Origin of the sequence: Vibrio nigripulchritudo ATCC 27043 (assembly GCF_000222685.1) — a bacterium.
Taxonomy (GTDB): domain Bacteria; phylum Pseudomonadota; class Gammaproteobacteria; order Enterobacterales; family Vibrionaceae; genus Vibrio; species Vibrio nigripulchritudo.
Map to the genome: position 1 here is coordinate 22569 of NZ_AFWJ01000212.1, position 17875 is coordinate 40443.

Here is a 17875-nt window from a genome sequence, read left to right on the forward strand (position 1 = left end):
ATCTTGATCAAACGTAACTTTAAAGCATAGGATTTTTGCATACGTTCCCATTTTTTAGGAAAAGGGCAAGGAAGTGCTGCTGAGTTATCCAAGTCGTTTAACGGCGAAATCAGCCGCCTGTCGTGGTATTGCCCACTTGATGCTGCCAGCTAAAGGAGTAGAAAACATGGCAAATGTAACTCAATGGGCGTTGCGTGCTGCTGCCACCGTCGCCATCGCCAGCGCAAGCAACGTGTACGCGAGTTGTGGAGTGGAGTCGGGTAAAGTAAGCATTCTTTCCAACGACTTCCCTGCATTGCACGCCGTGGCCAACATGGCAGAAACGTGCGCCAGCGATAAAGTCACGGTGACCAAAAACCAGACGAAAGACCACCGTAATCTTCAGGTAGCGGCACTCAAAGCCAACCCTGCGAAGTATTCAAGCGCTATCGTCTCCACCAGCTCGATTGTTCCGTTACTTAACGAAGGCTTGGTTCGTCCTTTGGATGATTTAGTGGCTAAATACGGTGCCAGCCTGCAACCTTCTCAGTTGATTCGTGTGGATGGCAAAGTCATGGCTGTAGCATTCATGGCGAACAGTCAGCATCTCTTCTACCGCGAAGACATCCTTAAACTGGCTGGCGTAGAGCCGCCAACAACCTACGACGAACTGATTGCTGCGGCGAAAGTCATTCGCGACAAGGGCATTATGTCTAATCCTATTGCCCTGAACACCAAAACTGGCTGGAACCTCGGTGAGGAATTCATCAATATGTACTGCGCAACGGGCGGTGATTTCTTTAAAGGCAACAGCGCACAGCCCAATATCAACAACCCGATGGGGGTGAAAGCACTGAATACGCTCAAAGCCCTGACGGAACTGTCTAACCCAGACTATCTGACGTTTGATTCCAACGTGACTCAGTCGTTATGGGAAGACGGAAAAGTGGCGTTTGCCGTGATGTGGGGATCGCGCGGCAGTGCCATCTTAGACGATGAAGGATCTGAGCCAGACATTGTGGCTTCCACTCGTTTAGTCAGTACCCCATCGCTGGAGAAAGGCGGTTTGCCTGCCACCACATTATGGTGGGATGGCTGGACAGTCTCTAAGAATCTTTCAGACGCAGATGCCGAAGCGACATTCAAAGTGATGGTTAAGGCCACTTCAACAGAAATGATGAAAGCCAACAGCGAAAAAGCGGTCTGGCTGATTGAAGGCTATCAGCCTAACGATGCGGCTAAAGGGGTTATCGACTCTGTGCAAAACAAAGCGCGCCCATACCCAATGCTGCCTTATATGGGGTCGCTTCACTCCGCACTTGGTTCTGAACTGTCCGACTTCCTGCAAGGCAAAGAGTCCGCAGAACAGGCATTGAAAGATGCCGAAGCCGCTTATACCGCGTCTGCGAAAGAACAAGGGTTCTTGTAATTCACTTCTCCCACTCCCTCTCGCTTGAGAAAAGTCAGAGGGAGTGGTGTCTGGCATTGAGGTTATACGTATGCCCCATCGCACTTTTTTGCAGTTTATGTGGCCGTCTCTGACGATCATGATTCTGTTGATCGCTTTTCCCATCGTCTCCATTTTTGTGCAGTCGCTTTATGTCGAGCACGAGCAAGTGGTGATAGAAACCGAACAGTGTGGTCCTTTTGGCTGCACCAAAACCACTGCCATCGATTTGGATGCCACCAACAAACTGCGTGAGGAGCAACCGTTAGGACGCTTCAACGGTTTCGGCACCTACACTAACCGAAATCATCTGGCGTTTTCCGAAGTGGGCGAAGCGTGGGACAGCTCAGAGTCTCTGTCTGATTTCACCTCGAAACTGCTGAATATGCCGTTTTACAAGGCGCTGATTTTTACCCTCAGTTATACCTTTATTGTTACGCCGCTAGTGATTGTTTTGGGGATGCTGGTCGCGCTTGGAGTAAATGCGTTGCCCAAGCTTTTCAAAGGACCGACGATCTTCTTCTCGCTTCTGCCCATGATTGTTACGCCACTTATCGGTTCGTTGATTCTGTTCTGGATGATCGATGCCGACGGTGTGATTGGCGCTTCACTGCAAATCTTATTTGATGATCCCGATTTATCGTTGAAAGCGTCACCGACACTCACTTGGATCACCTTGTTTGTGTATGGCGTCTGGCACTCGATTCCTTTCTCTTTCATCGTGTTTTATGCCGGTTTGCAAACCGTACCAACGGATACGGTTGAAGCGGCGATGATCGACGGGGCATCTCGCTGGGAACGCATTCGTTATATTGTGATTCCTCATATGGCACCGCTAGTCACATTCGTTGCCCTGATGCAGTTGATGGATAACTTCCGCGTATTTGAACCGATTGTTGGGTTTGCTGCCGAAGCCAACGCTACCTCGCTAAGCTGGATCATTTATCACGATCTGAAAGAAGGCGACGCACAGCTCTTTGGCTCGGCCGCCGCGACTTCCATGTTAACCATTGTGGGTATCGCCATTCTGCTTACCCCTGTACTGATCCGCACCTGGCGTGGATTTAATAAGAAACCCGCGTAGGAGAAATGCACATGGAACAAGCAATAGATAAAAAATCCCCATGGCTGAAAACCGCCTCGATTTTATTTGTGATCGGATGGTTGATTGTGGCGGCAGGACCTTTCCTCTGGACCACCTGGGGCTCCTTTAAAGTTCAGGGCGATTTCTTTTCAAAGTCTGACTGGATGAACGCCATCTATGGGGTAAAAACTCTGGTCGAAACAGGCAGTGAGTTCACCTTCAAGGGTTATTACGGCGCATGGGTAGAACAAGGCTTTTGGGTCGCTTCTATAAACACCATGGTCGTGGTGGTTTGTGCGGTGGTGATTTCTCTGACCATTGGCACATTGGGCGGCTACGCGCTGGCGCGCTCCGGTTTTCGCTATTCATTATGGATTTTGATGATTGCGTTGGTGTTTCGCGCGATGCCACACATCTCCTTGGTGTCCGGTTACCTGCTGCCCTTCTTCGAATGGAATTTATGGGGGCATTTGCCTACTACGATCATAGTGCTGGTTGCCATCAATCAGCCCTTCACCTTGTGGATGTTGCATTCGTTCTTTTTGAATATCCCGAAAGACATGGACGAGAGTGCCATGGTGGATGGGTGCACTCGCTTTCAGGCATTTCGTCACGTGATCATTCCGGTGATGTGGCCGGGGGTGGTCACGACCGGGCTGTTCAGTTTCTTGCTGGCTTACAACGATTTTGCCGTCACTGGTATGCTGCTCAGCCAGGATAATCAGACCATGATTCCGAAGATCGCCAGCTTCCTTGGCACAACTCAGGTAGAAGGCAATGTGATGTTTGCGGTTGCCGCAGTAGTGTCTGCCATGGTGCCTCTGTTCTTCTTAGTGCTTTTCTTCCAGCGTCAGATTGTATCAGGACTGACCGCTGGCGCAGTGAAAGGCTAACGTTCTACACCCAAGTGACCTCAAGATTCAGGTTATATAAGGAAAATTCATGTCATCAGACACTCAAAATGCCAAACAGGTTGTATTGGCATTTTTCAAAGAGCTAGACAACGCCAGCCCAGAAAATGTGGAGGAAGTACTGGCGCGCCACACCTCAGAACATTACCAATGGCGAGGGTGCCATCCGTTCAATGAAATCAACTCACTGAATGAATTGAGTACATCGTTCTGGCAGCCATTGAAGCAATCCCTAAAACGTATTCAGCGCCGACAAGACGTGCTGATGGCGGCACAAAACAGTTTGTCCGATGACTCCTCTGTTTGGGTGGTTTCCATGGGGCACTTAATGGGGCTTTTGGATCAAAACTGGCTCGGGATTCCAGCGACTCATAAGATGGCATTTTTACGCTACTGCGAGTTTCATGAAGTCTCGAATGGCAAAATTCAACAAACCGCGATGTTCTTTGACATTCCTCATCTGATGGTTCAGGCGGGAGTAAACCCGTTTCCGCCACAAACGGGGGCATTTATGGTGCAACCCGGTCCGATGACACACAACGGCGTGATGATTGATACACCGTCACCGGAGGAAAGTGATAAAACACTGGCACTCATTAACAGTATGATCAGTGATATTGGTAACTGGAAAAATGCGCTGTCTCTGGAGGAAGAACTGGCACTGACGTGGCACGACGACATGATATGGTGGGGACCAGCCGGAATCGGTGCCAGCTACACCATCGAACGTTACGCCAAACAGCATTCTGGTCCTTTTCGTGAAGCGTTTGATGACCGAATCTTCAACGGGCATATTTGCCGTTTAGCCGAAGGGGAATTCGGTGGTTTCTTTGGATGGCCAAATCTAACGCTAACCCCAAAAGGCGGCTTTATGGGCATGCCCGCCTTCAATAAACCCGTGGATATGCGAGTGATCGACATCTACCGACGCGATGGCGACAAACTGGCTGAAAACTGGATTTTCATCGACCTGCTGCATTTCTGGCATCAACAAGGGCTGGATGTTCTTGGTCGGCTAAATGCAGGAGCAGAATGAATAGAATAGTTTAGTAACCCAAGCCAGCGAAATGCTGGCTTCATACCCAAGTGACCTCAAGATACTCGGTTCAGCGACTTCTCTATTTAAGAATAGGGAACTGGCTTTCAGACAAGACACCGATTTGAAGATCTAGTGGCTCTAAATCAAAAATCGGTAACGCAGTATGAAAGTCAGTTAAACTCGCCCTTGGGAGCCCATATTCTGTCCCATTTCATCGTCAAAGAACTTGGAAAGGACCAGTCATTCCGCTGCGTTCCTGATTTTGGTATAGAGAGGCTTGAACTGAAACAGAATATGAGGCTCTGAATCCTGCATCTTGAGGTCACTTGGGTATATACTTTCTCTTTCAAAAACACCCCTTAAATAAAATTTATTATTTGGCTTATTAAATACACAATATAAGAGTGGTTAATTGGTAGTTTTAATATTCTGTATTAATAATGCGTTGAAATGAAATTTTTCTAAAAAATAAAATAGATAAACCTTCAGAATAAAGTCAACATTTATCCATGTATCAAAAAAGAATCAATTTATAAAATAGTTATGAGATCAATTTCAAATATTAAATGGGAAATAATCTCAATTGATAAATATTAGAACCTTATAAATTATCAATCACTCAAATAAAAAGTCATATAACATACCTGTACACTAAACGTAGAATTCAGTGGGAGTAATTTCAAAACCCTCTACAAAATACCTGTACAAACCTTTAAAAACAACGCCTTATATAAACATTAAGTTATCGACCACAATTTAAAAATAGAAGTAAAATCACATTAAGAAACCACCATCAAATTGAATTTCAACTTTGCACTGTGACTTCAATTCCATACAAAAATACCGTTAGTGACAATACTCACAATTAACTAAATAGAATTTTTAATTTAAACGCCACTCCCCTATTTAAATAACCACCAAATTTAAAAGTCGATAATTAATATCTGACTTTCAATTAGTATTTATTAAATCAAATCAAACTTAATTATTTACTTTAAAGCTAACCAAAAAACAAGGGAAACTCATTTCATATAGTAAGAATAAATATAATAGTCACTTTGCATTTTTAATAGCACCAAGAAAAAAGCACACCAGACTGACGCCAGTGCAAGGGAAGGCGTCGGTCAGTGTATCGCTTGCAGTTAGTTAAGCTGTCTCTGCAGGCTTCGTTTAGAAAGTCAGGTACGACTTTCTGAGTAACAAGTCTATGTAGAAAGGAAATAATAAAATGAAAGGAAAAAACAGCCTGCTTACCGCGCTGTTCGTTACAGCCTTAGGCATGGCACAAGTCCAGGCTGCAGAACCAAGTGTGGAACCGAGAATAATTGGCGGGTCAACCGTCAACCATTCCACCGTGCCGTACCAAGTTGCGTTAGTCTCATCGGGGCGGCAATTTTGTGGCGGTACTCTGATTTCACCTCAGTGGGTACTGACCGCGGCACACTGTGTGGAACGATCATCCGCTGGCTCGGTGCAGATTCGAATTGGTGCATCAGACCTGAGAACGTCGCAAGGGGAAACACATCAGGTTTCGAGAATTTATGTCCACGAAAACTGGACAGGTAGTCTGGCAAACGGAAACGATATTGCGTTGCTTCGATTGTCCAGCAACGTAAGTTCCGCTTATACACCAGCGAAACTGCCAACTCCTCAAATCAAAGCCAGCCTGGCTGCTCCGGGTCAGAGCCTGAAAGTATCTGGCTGGGGCAGAACCAGCCGCAATTCCAACGCCGGAAGCCCGGTACTGAAGGCGACGAACCTGGAAGTGGTGACCAATTCTGAATGTACCAGCCTGATGAACGGCATTTCCGTATCTGGCGCTTACATATGTGGTTACGACCGTTCGTCTACCTCATGTAACGGCGACAGTGGCGGTCCTTGGGTTGCCCGTTCTGGCAGCGACTATTACGTTTTCGGCGCAGTTAGCTGGGGGCTGGAAAACTGTACATCCGCAACCGCCTTTACTGACGTGACGGATTACGTTTCCTGGATCACCCAGAAATCAGGAATCACACCTGATGGCGGTGGTACAACACCTCCTCCACCACCGCCGCCAGCGGATGAGTGTGCTGGTGTAGGTCAATGGGATCCGTACAAGTTCTACTATGTAGGTGATCGCGCTGTAGTGAATGGCTTCCTGTTCGAGTCTAACTACAACCAGTGGGGCTACAACCCATACTACGATTACTGGGGAATCTGGTCGTTTATTAAGACCTGTAATTAATAACCAGTCGACTATACCGGGCATTTCAGATGCCCGGTTTTTACATTTTTGGCATACCTCCAAATTTGGGCAGCTCATCTGGCATGTGATCCCAGGAAGCGCCGCTGTCGGAATAAACCACCATGCTTGGCTGGAATTGTTCAAGGTCGTCTAAACTGCCCGCTCGAATAAACTCCATCTCCTGCATACCAGAGTTTTCCGCATAAATGTGACTCCCACACTTTGGACAAAACCCTCTACGGATCATGTTTCCACTATCTGCTTCTTTCTCGTGAAAAGCCATTTCCCCGTAAAACGTAATACTTCCTCTTGGTACTGCGATGTTAGACATGTGGCCAGAGCCACTAATTTTCTGACAGTCCTTGCATTGACAATGACCGCCCATAATTGCTTCTGAATTGCATTCATAGCGAACATGTCCACATAGACACCGCCCTGTTAATTTGCTCATGACACCTCTCCTTGTTTGTTCATGTGAACGGTTGGCTCAGTTACTTACGAAATTGAAGTATCTTTAACATTAAATAAGTCACTTCAATTTTGCAAGTAACTTTTTTATACTCCGAAGAACACATAATTTATGCATGGAGGCACCTTTTGAGTAACACTAGTTCGAGTAGCGAACCTGCATTTTTGCGTTCTGGATGCCCGATTGTTAACGGGTTAGATATCTTTGGTGACAAGTGGACACTTGTGGTTCTGAGGGACTTGCACTGCGGTAAAAAGACTTATGGTGAACTGGCTGATTCACCAGAACATATCCCGACAAACCGACTGGCAGAGAGACTAAAAAAACTGGAGTCAGAAGGGCTTATCACCAAAGAGCTTTATCAGGAACGTCCAAAACGCTACCAATATTTGCTTACAGACAAAGGCATGGAAATATTGCCGATCCTTCAAGCCATTTCTCGCTGGAGTAACAAGCATATCGATGGAACCTGGATTCCTCCTCAATGGTTCATGGATAAAGAGATCCCTCCTAAATAAGAAGTTTAAATTCTAATTCAAATACCTGAATCCAATGCCTGACTCCGTCAGGCATTTTTTATTTTTCAAAGAGTTAGATTCGCCCAAGATCCTCACTTTTCCGTCCCAACATCGCTATTAACATTTTTGTTACTTGAGTCACATCATTTGATGAGTGGTTATTTTATGATCATTTCTATTATAGATATTACTATTATAGAAATTAAATATGATTAAAGAGTCTGCTTCAGAGCCAAGAAGCTTAAAAATAAAGAATCTCGATTCGGATTTAGTTGTTGTCGGAGGAGGGCTGTCTGGTCTTTGCGCAGCCATCGCTGCTGCCAGAAACGGGCTTAAGGTTGTTCTGATTCAGGACAGACCGGTATTGGGCGGAAACGCCTCAAGTGAAGTTCGTCTCTGGGTGTTAGGGGCGACATCTCATGGTGGAAACAACAATCGTTGGGCTCGCGAAGGCGGGATCATTAACGAGCTTCTGCTTGAAAATCAGTTCCGAAATCCGGGGGGCAACCCGGTGATCTTCGACTCTATTCTGCAAGACTGGGCAGACAGAGAGGACAACCTGACGCTTTTAGTGAACACCGTGGTGTTTCACTGCGAAAGTTCCGATAACCAGATCCGTAAAGTGCACGGATTTAACTCTCAAAACAGCACCATGTATCACGTTACAGGTTCACTGTTTGCCGATTCAAGCGGTGACGGAATTTTGGTCCACTTGTCTGGTGCTGCGTATCGAATGGGCGCAGAACAGGCTGAGGAGTTTGATGAGCCCATGGCTCCCGGCGAAGACTATGGCAAGCTGCTGGGGCACTCTTTGTATTTCTACTCCAAAGACGTTGGTCACCCTGTCGACTATGTGGCACCGGAACTTGCTCTTAAAGACGTTCCCGCTTTAATCCCCCGTTATCGCAGCTTTAAAACATCAGAGCATGGCTGCTCGCTTTGGTGGATTGAGTGGGGTGGAAGGCTGGATACCATTCATCAGTCCGAAGAGATCAAAATTGAGCTTCAGAAGATCGTCTACGGCGTATGGAACTACATTAAAAATTCCGGCGAGTTTCCTGAAGCCAGAAACCTTGCGCTGGAATGGGTCGGAACAATACCCGGAAAACGGGAAAGCCGACGCGGTGAAGGTGCCTACATGCTGACGCAAAAAGACATCGTTCAGCAAATTCCGCATTCAGACTCAGTATCTCATGGTGGCTGGTCGATTGATCTTCACCCTGCTGACGGCATTTACGGTCAGGAGCAAGGTTGCAACCAATACCACGCAAAGGGCATCTACGGCATCCCATTCCGCTGTATGTATAGCCAAAACATTCGTAACCTGTTCCTAAATGGTCGGTTACTTTCTGCTTCGCACGTTGCGTTTGGCAGTACAAGAGTGATGGCCACTTCATCGGCGGTTGGGCAGGCAATCGGCACAGCGGCAGCCGTGTGTAAAAAACACAATGCCCTACCACATGAACTGCCTGATTCTGAGCTGATGCATACCCTGAAAAATCAGCTCTCAGCAGACGGGCATTATGTGCCGGACTTCGATGCATTAAGTCACGATAATCTGGTCTCTGAAGCGAAGATTACTGTCAGTTCCGAATACCGACTGACGGGCTTTGAACACTCCGGTGGATGGAAGCCACTCAATGAGAGTTACGGTCAGCTTTTGCCTGTTACCAATTCTGGGGATCACCTTATTACTGTGCCCTGCATTGCCAGTGAACCCACCGAACTGACCATTGAGATTCGGGTAGCCGAAAAGCCAAGCAATCACACCCCGGAAAGAGTGGTTGCCGAGCACAAACACACGCTGACTTCTGGTGAGCAGCTGATAAGCATTCCTCTACAGGGTGAGTTTGCCAGCCAGTACCAATTCGTCTGCTTCAAGAAAAACCCATTAGTGTCCATAGGGCTAAGTCAGGATTTCGCCGCCGGGATTCTTACCGTTAAGCAAGGTGGGCTGGCAAAAGTCAGTACTAAAGCGAAACAGGACGCACCTGAAGGGTTAGGTGTCGACAGTTTTGAGTTCTGGGTTCCGGAGCGACGACCAAAAGGTCAAAACATAGCCTTTCAGTCGGCAACTTCTCTGCACTCGTTTTCGAAACAGTCTTTAACCAAAGGGGCGTTAAGACCGACAGCATTGCCCAACGTTTGGATGGCAAAACCGAGCGACCCATATCCGAATATTACGCTGGAATGGGACAAGCCCGTAACAGCTAAAACTCTGACGCTGTACCTGGACTGCGATTACGACCACCCGCTGGAAAGCGTGCAATACCGCCATCACGATCGGGTCATGCCTCTTCTGGCTCACCAGATTCGGTGCTTTGTAAATGGTCAGCTTTATCGGCAGATCCACGACAACCGAATGGGTGTAATCCGGATTGAGCTCAACCCTGAAAAGCCCTTAGAGAAGCTGGGGCTTTCACTCAGAAACTCTCAGGGAGCACCGGTTGCGGTTTTTGGTATTCGTATAGATGAATAACCTTCTAGGCTAAAAAGAACAGAAATTAAAAAGGTGGAATTAGGATGACAACGTATCTTGTGACAGGTGCTTCAGGTCGGATTGGATCGGTGCTCGCACAGCAGCTTCTGGATTCAGGCAATCAAGTCATAGGGCTGGATTTGCAGGAAAGCCGCTTAGAGGCGGAGCAATACACTCACATTCAGACAGATTTCAGTGATCCAGAGTTATTGAATCAGTCGATGGAGGGCGTTGAAATTGTTCTTCATATCGGAGCGTTTATGTCTTGGCGAAAGCAGGACAACAGTGCCATGTATCAGGCGAATGTTACCGCGACGCAGATGTTGCTTGAAGCTGCCAGCCAAAAGAACACCATCAAGCGTTTTGTGTTTGCCAGTACCGGAGAAGTCTACCCGGAAATCAACGCAAAGTTCTTGCCGATCACGGAAGATCACCCTCGCAATCCCAGCTCTTTCTATGGACTGACCAAGAAGTTAGGCGAAGATCTGGTGGCTTTCTACCAGCAGCAGGGGCTGGAAACCTGTGTCCTTCGTTTCCCTCATACTCAGTCGGCTGACGAGCTTATCGACCCCAACTCTTTCTTTTCTGGTGCCCGTTTCTTCCTGAGTGGGAAGATCAGGCAACTGGAATTCTTCGGAAATCAGAAGGTCGCAGACAAGCTGAAACCTTTGGCAGACAAGGGGGAGCAAATCATCATTCAGTATGGTGAAGAAGACAACAAACCTTACATGATGCACATCTGTGATGTGCGAGACACAGCGGCGGGCGTCCTGCTGGCAGCCATTCACGAAAACGCGGCGAATCAGGTGTTCAATCTGGAACCGGATGACGTGGTCGAGTTCGACAAAGATGTGCCTCAAATCGCTGACCAGCTTGGGTTGCCGGTTACCAATGTCTACATGCCCGGTAAAGCGATTCGCTACGTGACCAGTAACAAAAAGATCAAGCAGATGTTGGGCTATCAACCCCAATACAGCTTTAGCGCGATGCTCAAAGAAGTTGCGCAGAACAAATAACAATAAGTTGAAAGCAAACCTTTCAGAAATAACCGATAGTGAAACAAGGAGAATTTGAAACTACTCGTTTGAAATCCATAACGTTTACCGCTCTCAACAGGGTCTGCTGACCTTTATGCAGGTAAACCTAATAGGCATATCGTGTTCACAACGATTAAGGAAGATTATGAATATGAAATCCACACTACTGGGCGGAGTTTTAGCATTATCAGCAGCCTTTTCTGCTGCCGCTGAAACGTTCGTTCTTGTTAACGCCGACTCCATTGGTTCACCAATGGACGAGATGAACAAACACTTTGCTGAGCTGGTTGAACAGCGTTCTGACGGCAAAATCAAAGTCAATTACATTACGGGTACGCAATTAGGAACACCACCGCAGGTGATGGATCAGATTGCCTCTGGTTCTGTCGATGCGCTGGGAACTGCCGCAGCGTGGTTGTCTTCGTATGCTCCCGATACTCAGATCCTGACCTGGGGCTTCACGTTCCGCGACGGTCAACATATGTTTGACTTCTTCGACAGCGAGCTGTTTCAGGGGCTAACGGAAGAAATGCGCACAGAAGATCGCATCCGTGTCCTTTCTGCCGGACCTACTGAACCTCGTATCGCTTACCTTGTGAAATCACTTGGTAAAGATGGTGCATTCACAGGCAGAAAGATGCGTATCCCGCAAATCCAGTCATACCTTGAGCTATGGGGAGCATTAGGTGCTCAGCCAACTCAGGTGGCGTGGGGCGAGGTGTATCTGGCTATGAGTACCGGCATTGTAGACGGCGCGGAAGGCCCCCCAACTGCGGCTGTTGCTCAGCGTTTTCATGAAGTTGCTCCTAACATCTACCTGACTAACCACGTCTGGGCAACATCGACCATCGTCTTTAATGAAGACAAGTTCAACAGCATGTCTGCAGAGCATCAGAAGCTTCTGGTTCAGGCTGCCAAGGACGCGTCCAGATGGGCATACGATGATGCGACTAACCGCCGAGAGCAGGTGCTTTCTAAGATGAAGGCGGCTGGTGCCACCATCAATGAATACGACTCAGCTCCTCTGCGCGAAGCGGCACTGAAAGCCGTTAGCAAGGTGGAAGATCAGGGTCTGTGGAAAAAAGGCTTATTTGAAGCGGTACAGAAACTATAACTACAAAGGGCACGCTTCTTCTTACCTAACTGAGCGTGCCCGTACCCATGCATTTCACAGGAGTTTCGAATGCAAAAATTCTTTAAGTCCTTGATTAGCTGGCAGGGCAAAATTGAAATGGCTGTGTGCATGTTTCTGACCCTTGCTATTGTTGCCACCATTGCTTATCAAATTATTGCCCGTTTTTTCTTTAACGCGCCGATTGCCTGGATGGAAGAAGCCGTCACCATCATGTTCATTCTGCTGACGCTCCTATCCGCTGCGGTTGCGACTAAAGAGAAAAGGCACATCATTGTCGATTTATTCCCTAAAGGGGAGATTGCTCGCGCGCTCAGTATCATCATGTCGATCATTACTGTGGTCACTCTGATTACTCTGCTGTTTCACATCAGCCCAATCATTAAAACCGAGCTGCGCCGCAGTACTATTTCACTGCCGATGAACTTTCCAATTGCGTTCTACAATTCGGTCCCTTTGATCTACTGCTTCGTCTCCATCTGCATGTCCATCACTTATGACGTTATGTTTGAACGCAAAGCGGATCAGGAGGCATTGGTTTAACTATGGAAGCACTTCTACTTTTAGCGATTCTGTTCGGGTTGATATTCCTTCGCATGCCCGTTCCCTTTGCGATGCTAACCGCCGCCGTCGTGTTCATTCTGATTCAGAAATGGACAGGTGGTATGCCACTGTTTTCGGCTGCTGGTCTCAAAATCATCCCGCAGCGCATTCCGCCCTCTCTGGAAAGTTTTCCGTTGCTTGCCATTCCCCTGTTCGTGCTGGCAGGTAACCTGTTAAATGTGTCGGGCATTACCGATCGCATCTTCGCCTTTGCTCGCGCGTTGGTGGAGCATATCCATGGTGGTCTGGCGCATGTGAACATTCTCGCCTCGATTGTGTTTTCCGGTATGTCTGGTGTGGCTACCGCTGATGCCGCCGGGTTGGGCACCATTGAAATCAAAGCGATGAAAAAAGCGGGCTATGACAAAGCGTTCAGCGCGGCGGTCACGGCGACGTCGTCTATCATTGGTCCTATCATTCCGCCCAGCGTCATCATGGTGATTTACGCGGTGCTTTCGGGTGAATCAATTGCCAAACTGTTCTTAGCCGGAATTATCCCAGGGCTGTTTCTGGGCGGCATTCTGATGTTGCTGATTTACTTCTTGTCGGTGACGGGTCGGGTTTATTCTCCGGTAAAGCCCAGAGCCACGTTCAAGCACGTGCTTTATACCGCGTGGAAAGCGCTGCCCGGTCTGCTCGCCCCCATTATTTTGATTGGCGGTCTGCTGACGGGTGTCGCAACACCAACAGAATTAGGGGCTATCGTGACCATCTATGCGGTGGTACTCGGTTTATCCACTAAAGAGCTCACCTACAGCAATTTCATTAATGCATTGAGAGCAACGGTTTACACCATTGGCGCATTGGTATTTATTCTCGCCTGCGCTGCGCCAATTTCATGGCTGATATCGGTACTGAATGTCCCAGCGACTCTTCAGCAAGCGTTGCTGGCTATTTCAGACAACCCCATCGTGCTGCTCTTAATGATTAATGGCATGTTGCTGATTGCTGGTCTGCTGCTGGAAACAACCGCCATCTTGCTGATTGGTGTCCCGACGCTGCTGCCTTTGGTTGAAGCCATTGGAATGGACCCCACACAGTTTGGCGTCATGATGATTTTTAACCTGTTGATTGGTGCGATTACCCCGCCATTTGGGGTGATTCTTTTCATTATGATGGACATCGCTAAGGTGAGTTATGGCGCATTAGTGCGGGCGATCATTCCGTTCTATCTGCCCATATTGATTACGCTGTTGATCATTACCTTTGTCCCGACTATTACACTGTTCCTTCCTGCATTGGTTACGGGTGGTTAGGGTTTGTTGAGGTTACTTGAGTATAAAGCCAAAGGAATGGCATGATTAGAAACAGAAGAAGACTTGCGAAGTTTCGTGAGCCTTCTTCCTGATTTTGAGGAGAAGTACTTTGTCGTCACAACCAAACCAAAGCTTAATTGATGGGATCCGCTGTTTTCAGGAACTGACCACCAGCGATACCCCACTTGGCAACAAAGAGCTGGCAGAGCGTCTGGACATTAACGTCGTACGAGTAAACCGATTACTCAGAACGCTAAAATCCATCGGCATGGCAGAACAGAATGCGCAGAAGAAATACATGCCCGGTCCTGCAGTGCATTTGCTGGCGGCCCAAAGCTTTCATAGCTCGGTTTTGTTTCGCAGTGCCACCAGTGTTGCCATCCGAACCAATTACACGGATCGCACTCTGGCTATCGGAGTCCTGTGGAAAGATATGGTGGTCTATATGTACCACGCAAAAGCAGATCAAAGCCCAGCGGAAGGGTTAGGTGGTTACCATATTTACCATGTCTCTCAGTCGTCCATTGGACAGGTACTTCTGGCGGATCTGGATGACGAAGAAATCGAATCCCGAATAGCCCACTGGACAGAACCTCAGAAAGCTCAGATCCAGTCTCAGATAAAGCAGATCCGCGCCGATGGCTACATACTCCATCAGGATGAACAGCAGGCTGTGGTGAATATTGCCAGTTCATTTTCAATTGAAGGCGCTACCGCGGGCGTCGCTTTTACAGACTTTGAAGTTCCTTTCGCCAACCATCAGGAATACGTAGTTCAACTTAACGCCCTGATTGAAGAGATTAAAACTAACGCAAACTGTTAGGGTAGAAAAAAGCCCCTCCAGTGGAGGGGCAAGAGTTACCATCGCTTATAGTTATAAGTCTATGCCAGTAAAAGCGGTTCTGATAAAGCCGTTTGTTAGCCGAAGTCGCCGTTCACGTAACCCTGTGTGCGATCATCTTTCGGCTGGCTGAAAATCACCTGAGTGTCATCGTGTTCAACCAATTCACCCATCAGGAAGAAAGCGGTACGGTCTGAAATACGACGTGCCTGCTGCATGGAGTGCGTCACGATCACAATGGTGTAGTCCTGCTTCAGAGACTCCATCAGTTCTTCAATTTTGTGGGTGGCAATTGGGTCGAGTGCAGAAGTCGGTTCGTCCATCAGAATCACATCGGGTTCCATTGCAATGGTACGTGCGATACACAGGCGTTGCTGCTGACCACCAGACAAACCAAACGCGTGCGACTTCAGACGATCTTTCACCTCATCCCACAATGCTGCACCACGAAGTGATCTTTCAACCACAGTATCGATATGTTTCTTGTCTTTCACACCCTGAGCACGCAAGCCGTAAGCCACGTTCTCGTAGATGCTCATCGGGAATGGGTTCGGCTTCTGGAAAACCATACCCACTTTGATGCGAAGATCCGCTACGTCGATGTTGCCGTAGATGTTCTCGCCATCCATATCCAGCTTGCCTTCAATCTTCACGCCTTCGATCAGATCGTTCATACGATTCAGGCAACGCAGAAGGGTGGATTTACCACAACCCGAAGGACCGATTAATGCGGTCACCTGACGAGAGGGGATTGGCAGGTTAATGCTTTTCAGGGCCTGATTGCTGCCGTAGTAAAGGTCTAGATTTTCAATATCAAACTTGTTCATTTTTCTTGCTCTCAATTCTTAAATTCTGTGTCAGTCTGCTGCGGCGGAATTAGTACGTTGCAGTGTTAAAGCGTTTTGCAATCAGTTTGGTGATCATGTTGATGACCAATACCACGACGATAAGGACAGTGGCTGTTCCATAAGCCTGATTCCATTCTTCAATGGTGAACAGTTCCGTTGTCAGCTTGTATAGGTGGACGGTTAACGTACGACCAGAATCCAGCAAAGAATCCGGGATACGAGCAACCATGCCCGCTGTCAGGAAGACAGGAGCAGACTCACCAATGACACGACCAATACTAAGAATGACCGAGGTAAGAATACCTGGCATTGCACTTGGCAAAATCAAGCGCCAGATAGTGTAGATTTTCGATGCGCCAAGACCGTAAGAGCCTTCGCGGTAAGTTTGTGGCACCGCCATCAGTGCTTCTTCCGTAGTACGGATGATCACTGGCAGAATCAGAATACTCAGTGTTAGCGCACCCGAGAGAATCGAGAAGCCTAAGCCAAGAATCGCCACGAAAAACGTCATACCGAACAGACCGAAAATAATCGACGGAATCCCCGCCAGCGATTCGGTACAGAAACGGATAATTTTCACCAGCTTGCTACCGACTTTGGCGTATTCAGTTAGATAGATAGCAGTCATGATGCCCAGCGGAGCAGCCACAGCGATGGACGCGATAACCATATAGATGGTCGACACAATCATCGGGAAAATACCCTGCTCGTCGCCTGTGCGAGTGTAGTTGTCGGTAATGAATGCCCAATCAACATGTTTTAAGCCATTGGACAAGATGTACCAGATGATCCAGAACAGAAACCCGACGGTTAACGCTGCCGAGATCCATACGAATGTATTGAGCACACCGTCTTTGAAATTGCGTGCCTGCTTCAGCTTCATTGCTTGATTATTATTCATGATTACTTCGCCTTCTCACGGTTCAGGTAAAGAAGCACAGCGTTCAACACCATGATGAATACCAGAAGCACAACACCCGTTGCGTAGAGTGCACTTGCGTGAACACCGCTTGCGTAAGACATTTCTATCGCAATGTTCGCCGTCAGGGTACGGGCAGAATCCAGAATGCCTTCAGGCATTGCTGGCGCGTTACCCATTACCATGATGATTGCCATGGTTTCACCCAGAGCGCGGGCAATCCCCAGAATCACGCCCGTCATGATCCCGGAGCGAGCGGCTGGAACAAGCAGTTTAAAGATGGTGTAGATTTTCGATGCACCCAGTGCCAGAGAACCTTCTTTGTATGTTCTTGGGACGGCGCGAATCGAGGTTTCTGAAACCGTGATAACAGTAGGAAGAATCATCACACCCAACACAATGATACCGGCAAGAATGGTGTTACCCGCAGGTACATTAAACACTTGCTGAATCAAAGGGACGATGATGACCAGGCCGAAGAAGCCGTAAACTACAGATGGAATACCAGCCAAAAGCTCGACCGCAGGACGGATGATATCTGCCAAGCGTTTCGGTGCGATTTCCGCAATAAAAATCGCGGTGAGAACACCAATAGGAACACCGACAATCACAGCGCCAAAGGTCGATACTACCGATGCAACAATCATGGTTGCGACACCGTATAGCGCTGGAGGTAGCCAGTCTTGCCCGGTTACAATGCCTGTTACGCCTGCTTCCTGAAACGCTGGGATACTTTCAGCAAAGATGAAGTAAGCAATGGTGGCAAGAGAAACAATACCGATAATGGCACTGCTAAGAAACAAAGAGTGGAAAATGCGTTCACGCCAGTCAACACGCTTTTGTCTGCGAAGCTGACGCGGTTTTGATGCATTTTCGCCATTCATAGACTTTTCACTATTAATCGCGATGGTCATAAAAAATACTCATATTCGAAAGTTTCGAAATGGAAAACGCTCAGCCCTCGCGGGCTGAGCAAAGTGTTCGTACAGCTTTAATTAGTTAACTGTGATGTAGCCTTTCTTCGCTACCAGAGATTGCGCTTCAGCAGCAACCATCCAGTCTAGGAATTTCTGAGTTTCTGCTGATGGT

At 47.7% G+C, this 17875-nt stretch carries 16 protein-coding genes and 1 pseudogene; 12 read left to right on the forward strand and 5 right to left on the reverse strand.

Annotated features, from left to right (window positions below; genetic code table 11):
• Nucleotides 1-166 precede the first annotated feature (166 nt).
• From RH89_RS15320 to RH89_RS15340, 5 genes are all read left to right on the forward strand, one after another.
• Nucleotides 167-1408: an ABC transporter substrate-binding protein gene (locus tag RH89_RS15320; RefSeq protein WP_038146285.1), complete on the forward strand. Its 1242-nt coding sequence runs from the start codon at nt 167-169 to the stop codon at nt 1406-1408.
• Between the two features lie 70 nt (nt 1409-1478).
• The gene (locus tag RH89_RS15325) at nt 1479-2510 is read left to right on the forward strand and encodes a carbohydrate ABC transporter permease (RefSeq protein WP_004403822.1); all 1032 of its coding nucleotides are present in this window, start codon (nt 1479-1481) and stop codon (nt 2508-2510) included.
• Between the two features lie 11 nt (nt 2511-2521).
• A complete protein-coding gene (locus RH89_RS15330; RefSeq protein WP_004403824.1) occupies nt 2522-3403 on the forward strand; it encodes a carbohydrate ABC transporter permease in 882 nt (293 codons plus the stop codon).
• 49 nt (nt 3404-3452) lie between these two features.
• Nucleotides 3453-4457, forward strand: coding sequence for an ester cyclase (locus tag RH89_RS15335; protein ID WP_004403826.1), 1005 nt, complete (start codon nt 3453-3455; stop codon nt 4455-4457).
• Between the two features lie 1231 nt (nt 4458-5688).
• Nucleotides 5689-6684 carry a S1 family peptidase gene (locus RH89_RS15340; protein WP_004403828.1) on the forward strand — a complete coding sequence of 332 codons (996 nt, stop codon included), beginning with the start codon at nt 5689-5691 and terminating at the stop codon, nt 6682-6684.
• A gap of 40 nt (nt 6685-6724) precedes the next feature.
• Here RH89_RS15340 and RH89_RS15345 read toward each other — a convergent pair whose 3' ends face one another.
• Nucleotides 6725-7135, reverse strand: a complete 411-nt coding sequence (locus RH89_RS15345) for a GFA family protein (RefSeq protein WP_022595784.1) — start codon at nt 7133-7135, stop codon at nt 6725-6727.
• Between the two features lie 146 nt (nt 7136-7281).
• Here RH89_RS15345 and RH89_RS15350 point away from each other — a divergent pair, with 146 nt between their 5' ends.
• From RH89_RS15350 to RH89_RS15380, 7 genes are all read left to right on the forward strand, one after another.
• Nucleotides 7282-7671: a winged helix-turn-helix transcriptional regulator gene (locus RH89_RS15350; RefSeq protein ID WP_004403837.1), complete on the forward strand. Its 390-nt coding sequence runs from the start codon at nt 7282-7284 to the stop codon at nt 7669-7671.
• Nucleotides 7672-7879: 208 nt separating this feature from the next.
• Nucleotides 7880-10150, forward strand: coding sequence for an FAD-dependent oxidoreductase (locus RH89_RS15355; RefSeq protein ID WP_004403842.1), 2271 nt, complete (start codon nt 7880-7882; stop codon nt 10148-10150).
• Nucleotides 10151-10194: 44 nt separating this feature from the next.
• On the forward strand, nt 10195-11166 hold the full coding sequence (locus RH89_RS15360; RefSeq protein WP_004403845.1) for an NAD-dependent epimerase/dehydratase family protein: 972 nt from the start codon (nt 10195-10197) through the stop codon (nt 11164-11166).
• Between the two features lie 166 nt (nt 11167-11332).
• Nucleotides 11333-12301 (forward strand): TRAP transporter substrate-binding protein, encoded by a 969-nt coding sequence (locus RH89_RS15365; protein WP_038146278.1) that lies wholly within the window; start codon nt 11333-11335, stop codon nt 12299-12301.
• Between the two features lie 69 nt (nt 12302-12370).
• Nucleotides 12371-12862 (forward strand): TRAP transporter small permease, encoded by a 492-nt coding sequence (locus tag RH89_RS15370; RefSeq protein ID WP_004403849.1) that lies wholly within the window; start codon nt 12371-12373, stop codon nt 12860-12862.
• Nucleotides 12863-12864: 2 nt separating this feature from the next.
• Nucleotides 12865-14178, forward strand: a complete 1314-nt coding sequence (locus RH89_RS15375; protein ID WP_004403850.1) for a TRAP transporter large permease — start codon at nt 12865-12867, stop codon at nt 14176-14178.
• 109 nt (nt 14179-14287) lie between these two features.
• Complete coding sequence (locus RH89_RS15380; protein ID WP_004403853.1) at nt 14288-15001, forward strand: IclR family transcriptional regulator; 714 nt, start codon at nt 14288-14290, stop codon at nt 14999-15001.
• A 95-nt stretch (nt 15002-15096) separates the two neighbouring features.
• Here RH89_RS15380 and pstB read toward each other — a convergent pair whose 3' ends face one another.
• The 4 genes and pseudogenes from pstB to RH89_RS29695 form a co-directional block, all read right to left on the reverse strand.
• Nucleotides 15097-15846, reverse strand: a complete 750-nt coding sequence (gene pstB / locus RH89_RS15385) for a phosphate ABC transporter ATP-binding protein PstB (RefSeq protein ID WP_004403855.1) — start codon at nt 15844-15846, stop codon at nt 15097-15099.
• Between the two features lie 49 nt (nt 15847-15895).
• Nucleotides 15896-16750 (reverse strand): phosphate ABC transporter permease PstA, encoded by an 855-nt coding sequence (gene pstA / locus RH89_RS15390; protein WP_038125012.1) that lies wholly within the window; start codon nt 16748-16750, stop codon nt 15896-15898.
• Nucleotides 16751-16770: 20 nt separating this feature from the next.
• Nucleotides 16771-17700 carry a phosphate ABC transporter permease subunit PstC gene (gene pstC / locus RH89_RS15395; RefSeq protein WP_004403859.1) on the reverse strand — a complete coding sequence of 310 codons (930 nt, stop codon included), beginning with the start codon at nt 17698-17700 and terminating at the stop codon, nt 16771-16773.
• 81 nt (nt 17701-17781) lie between these two features.
• Nucleotides 17782-17875 (reverse strand): annotated as a pseudogene (locus RH89_RS29695) (phosphate ABC transporter substrate-binding protein); the annotation flags it as partial.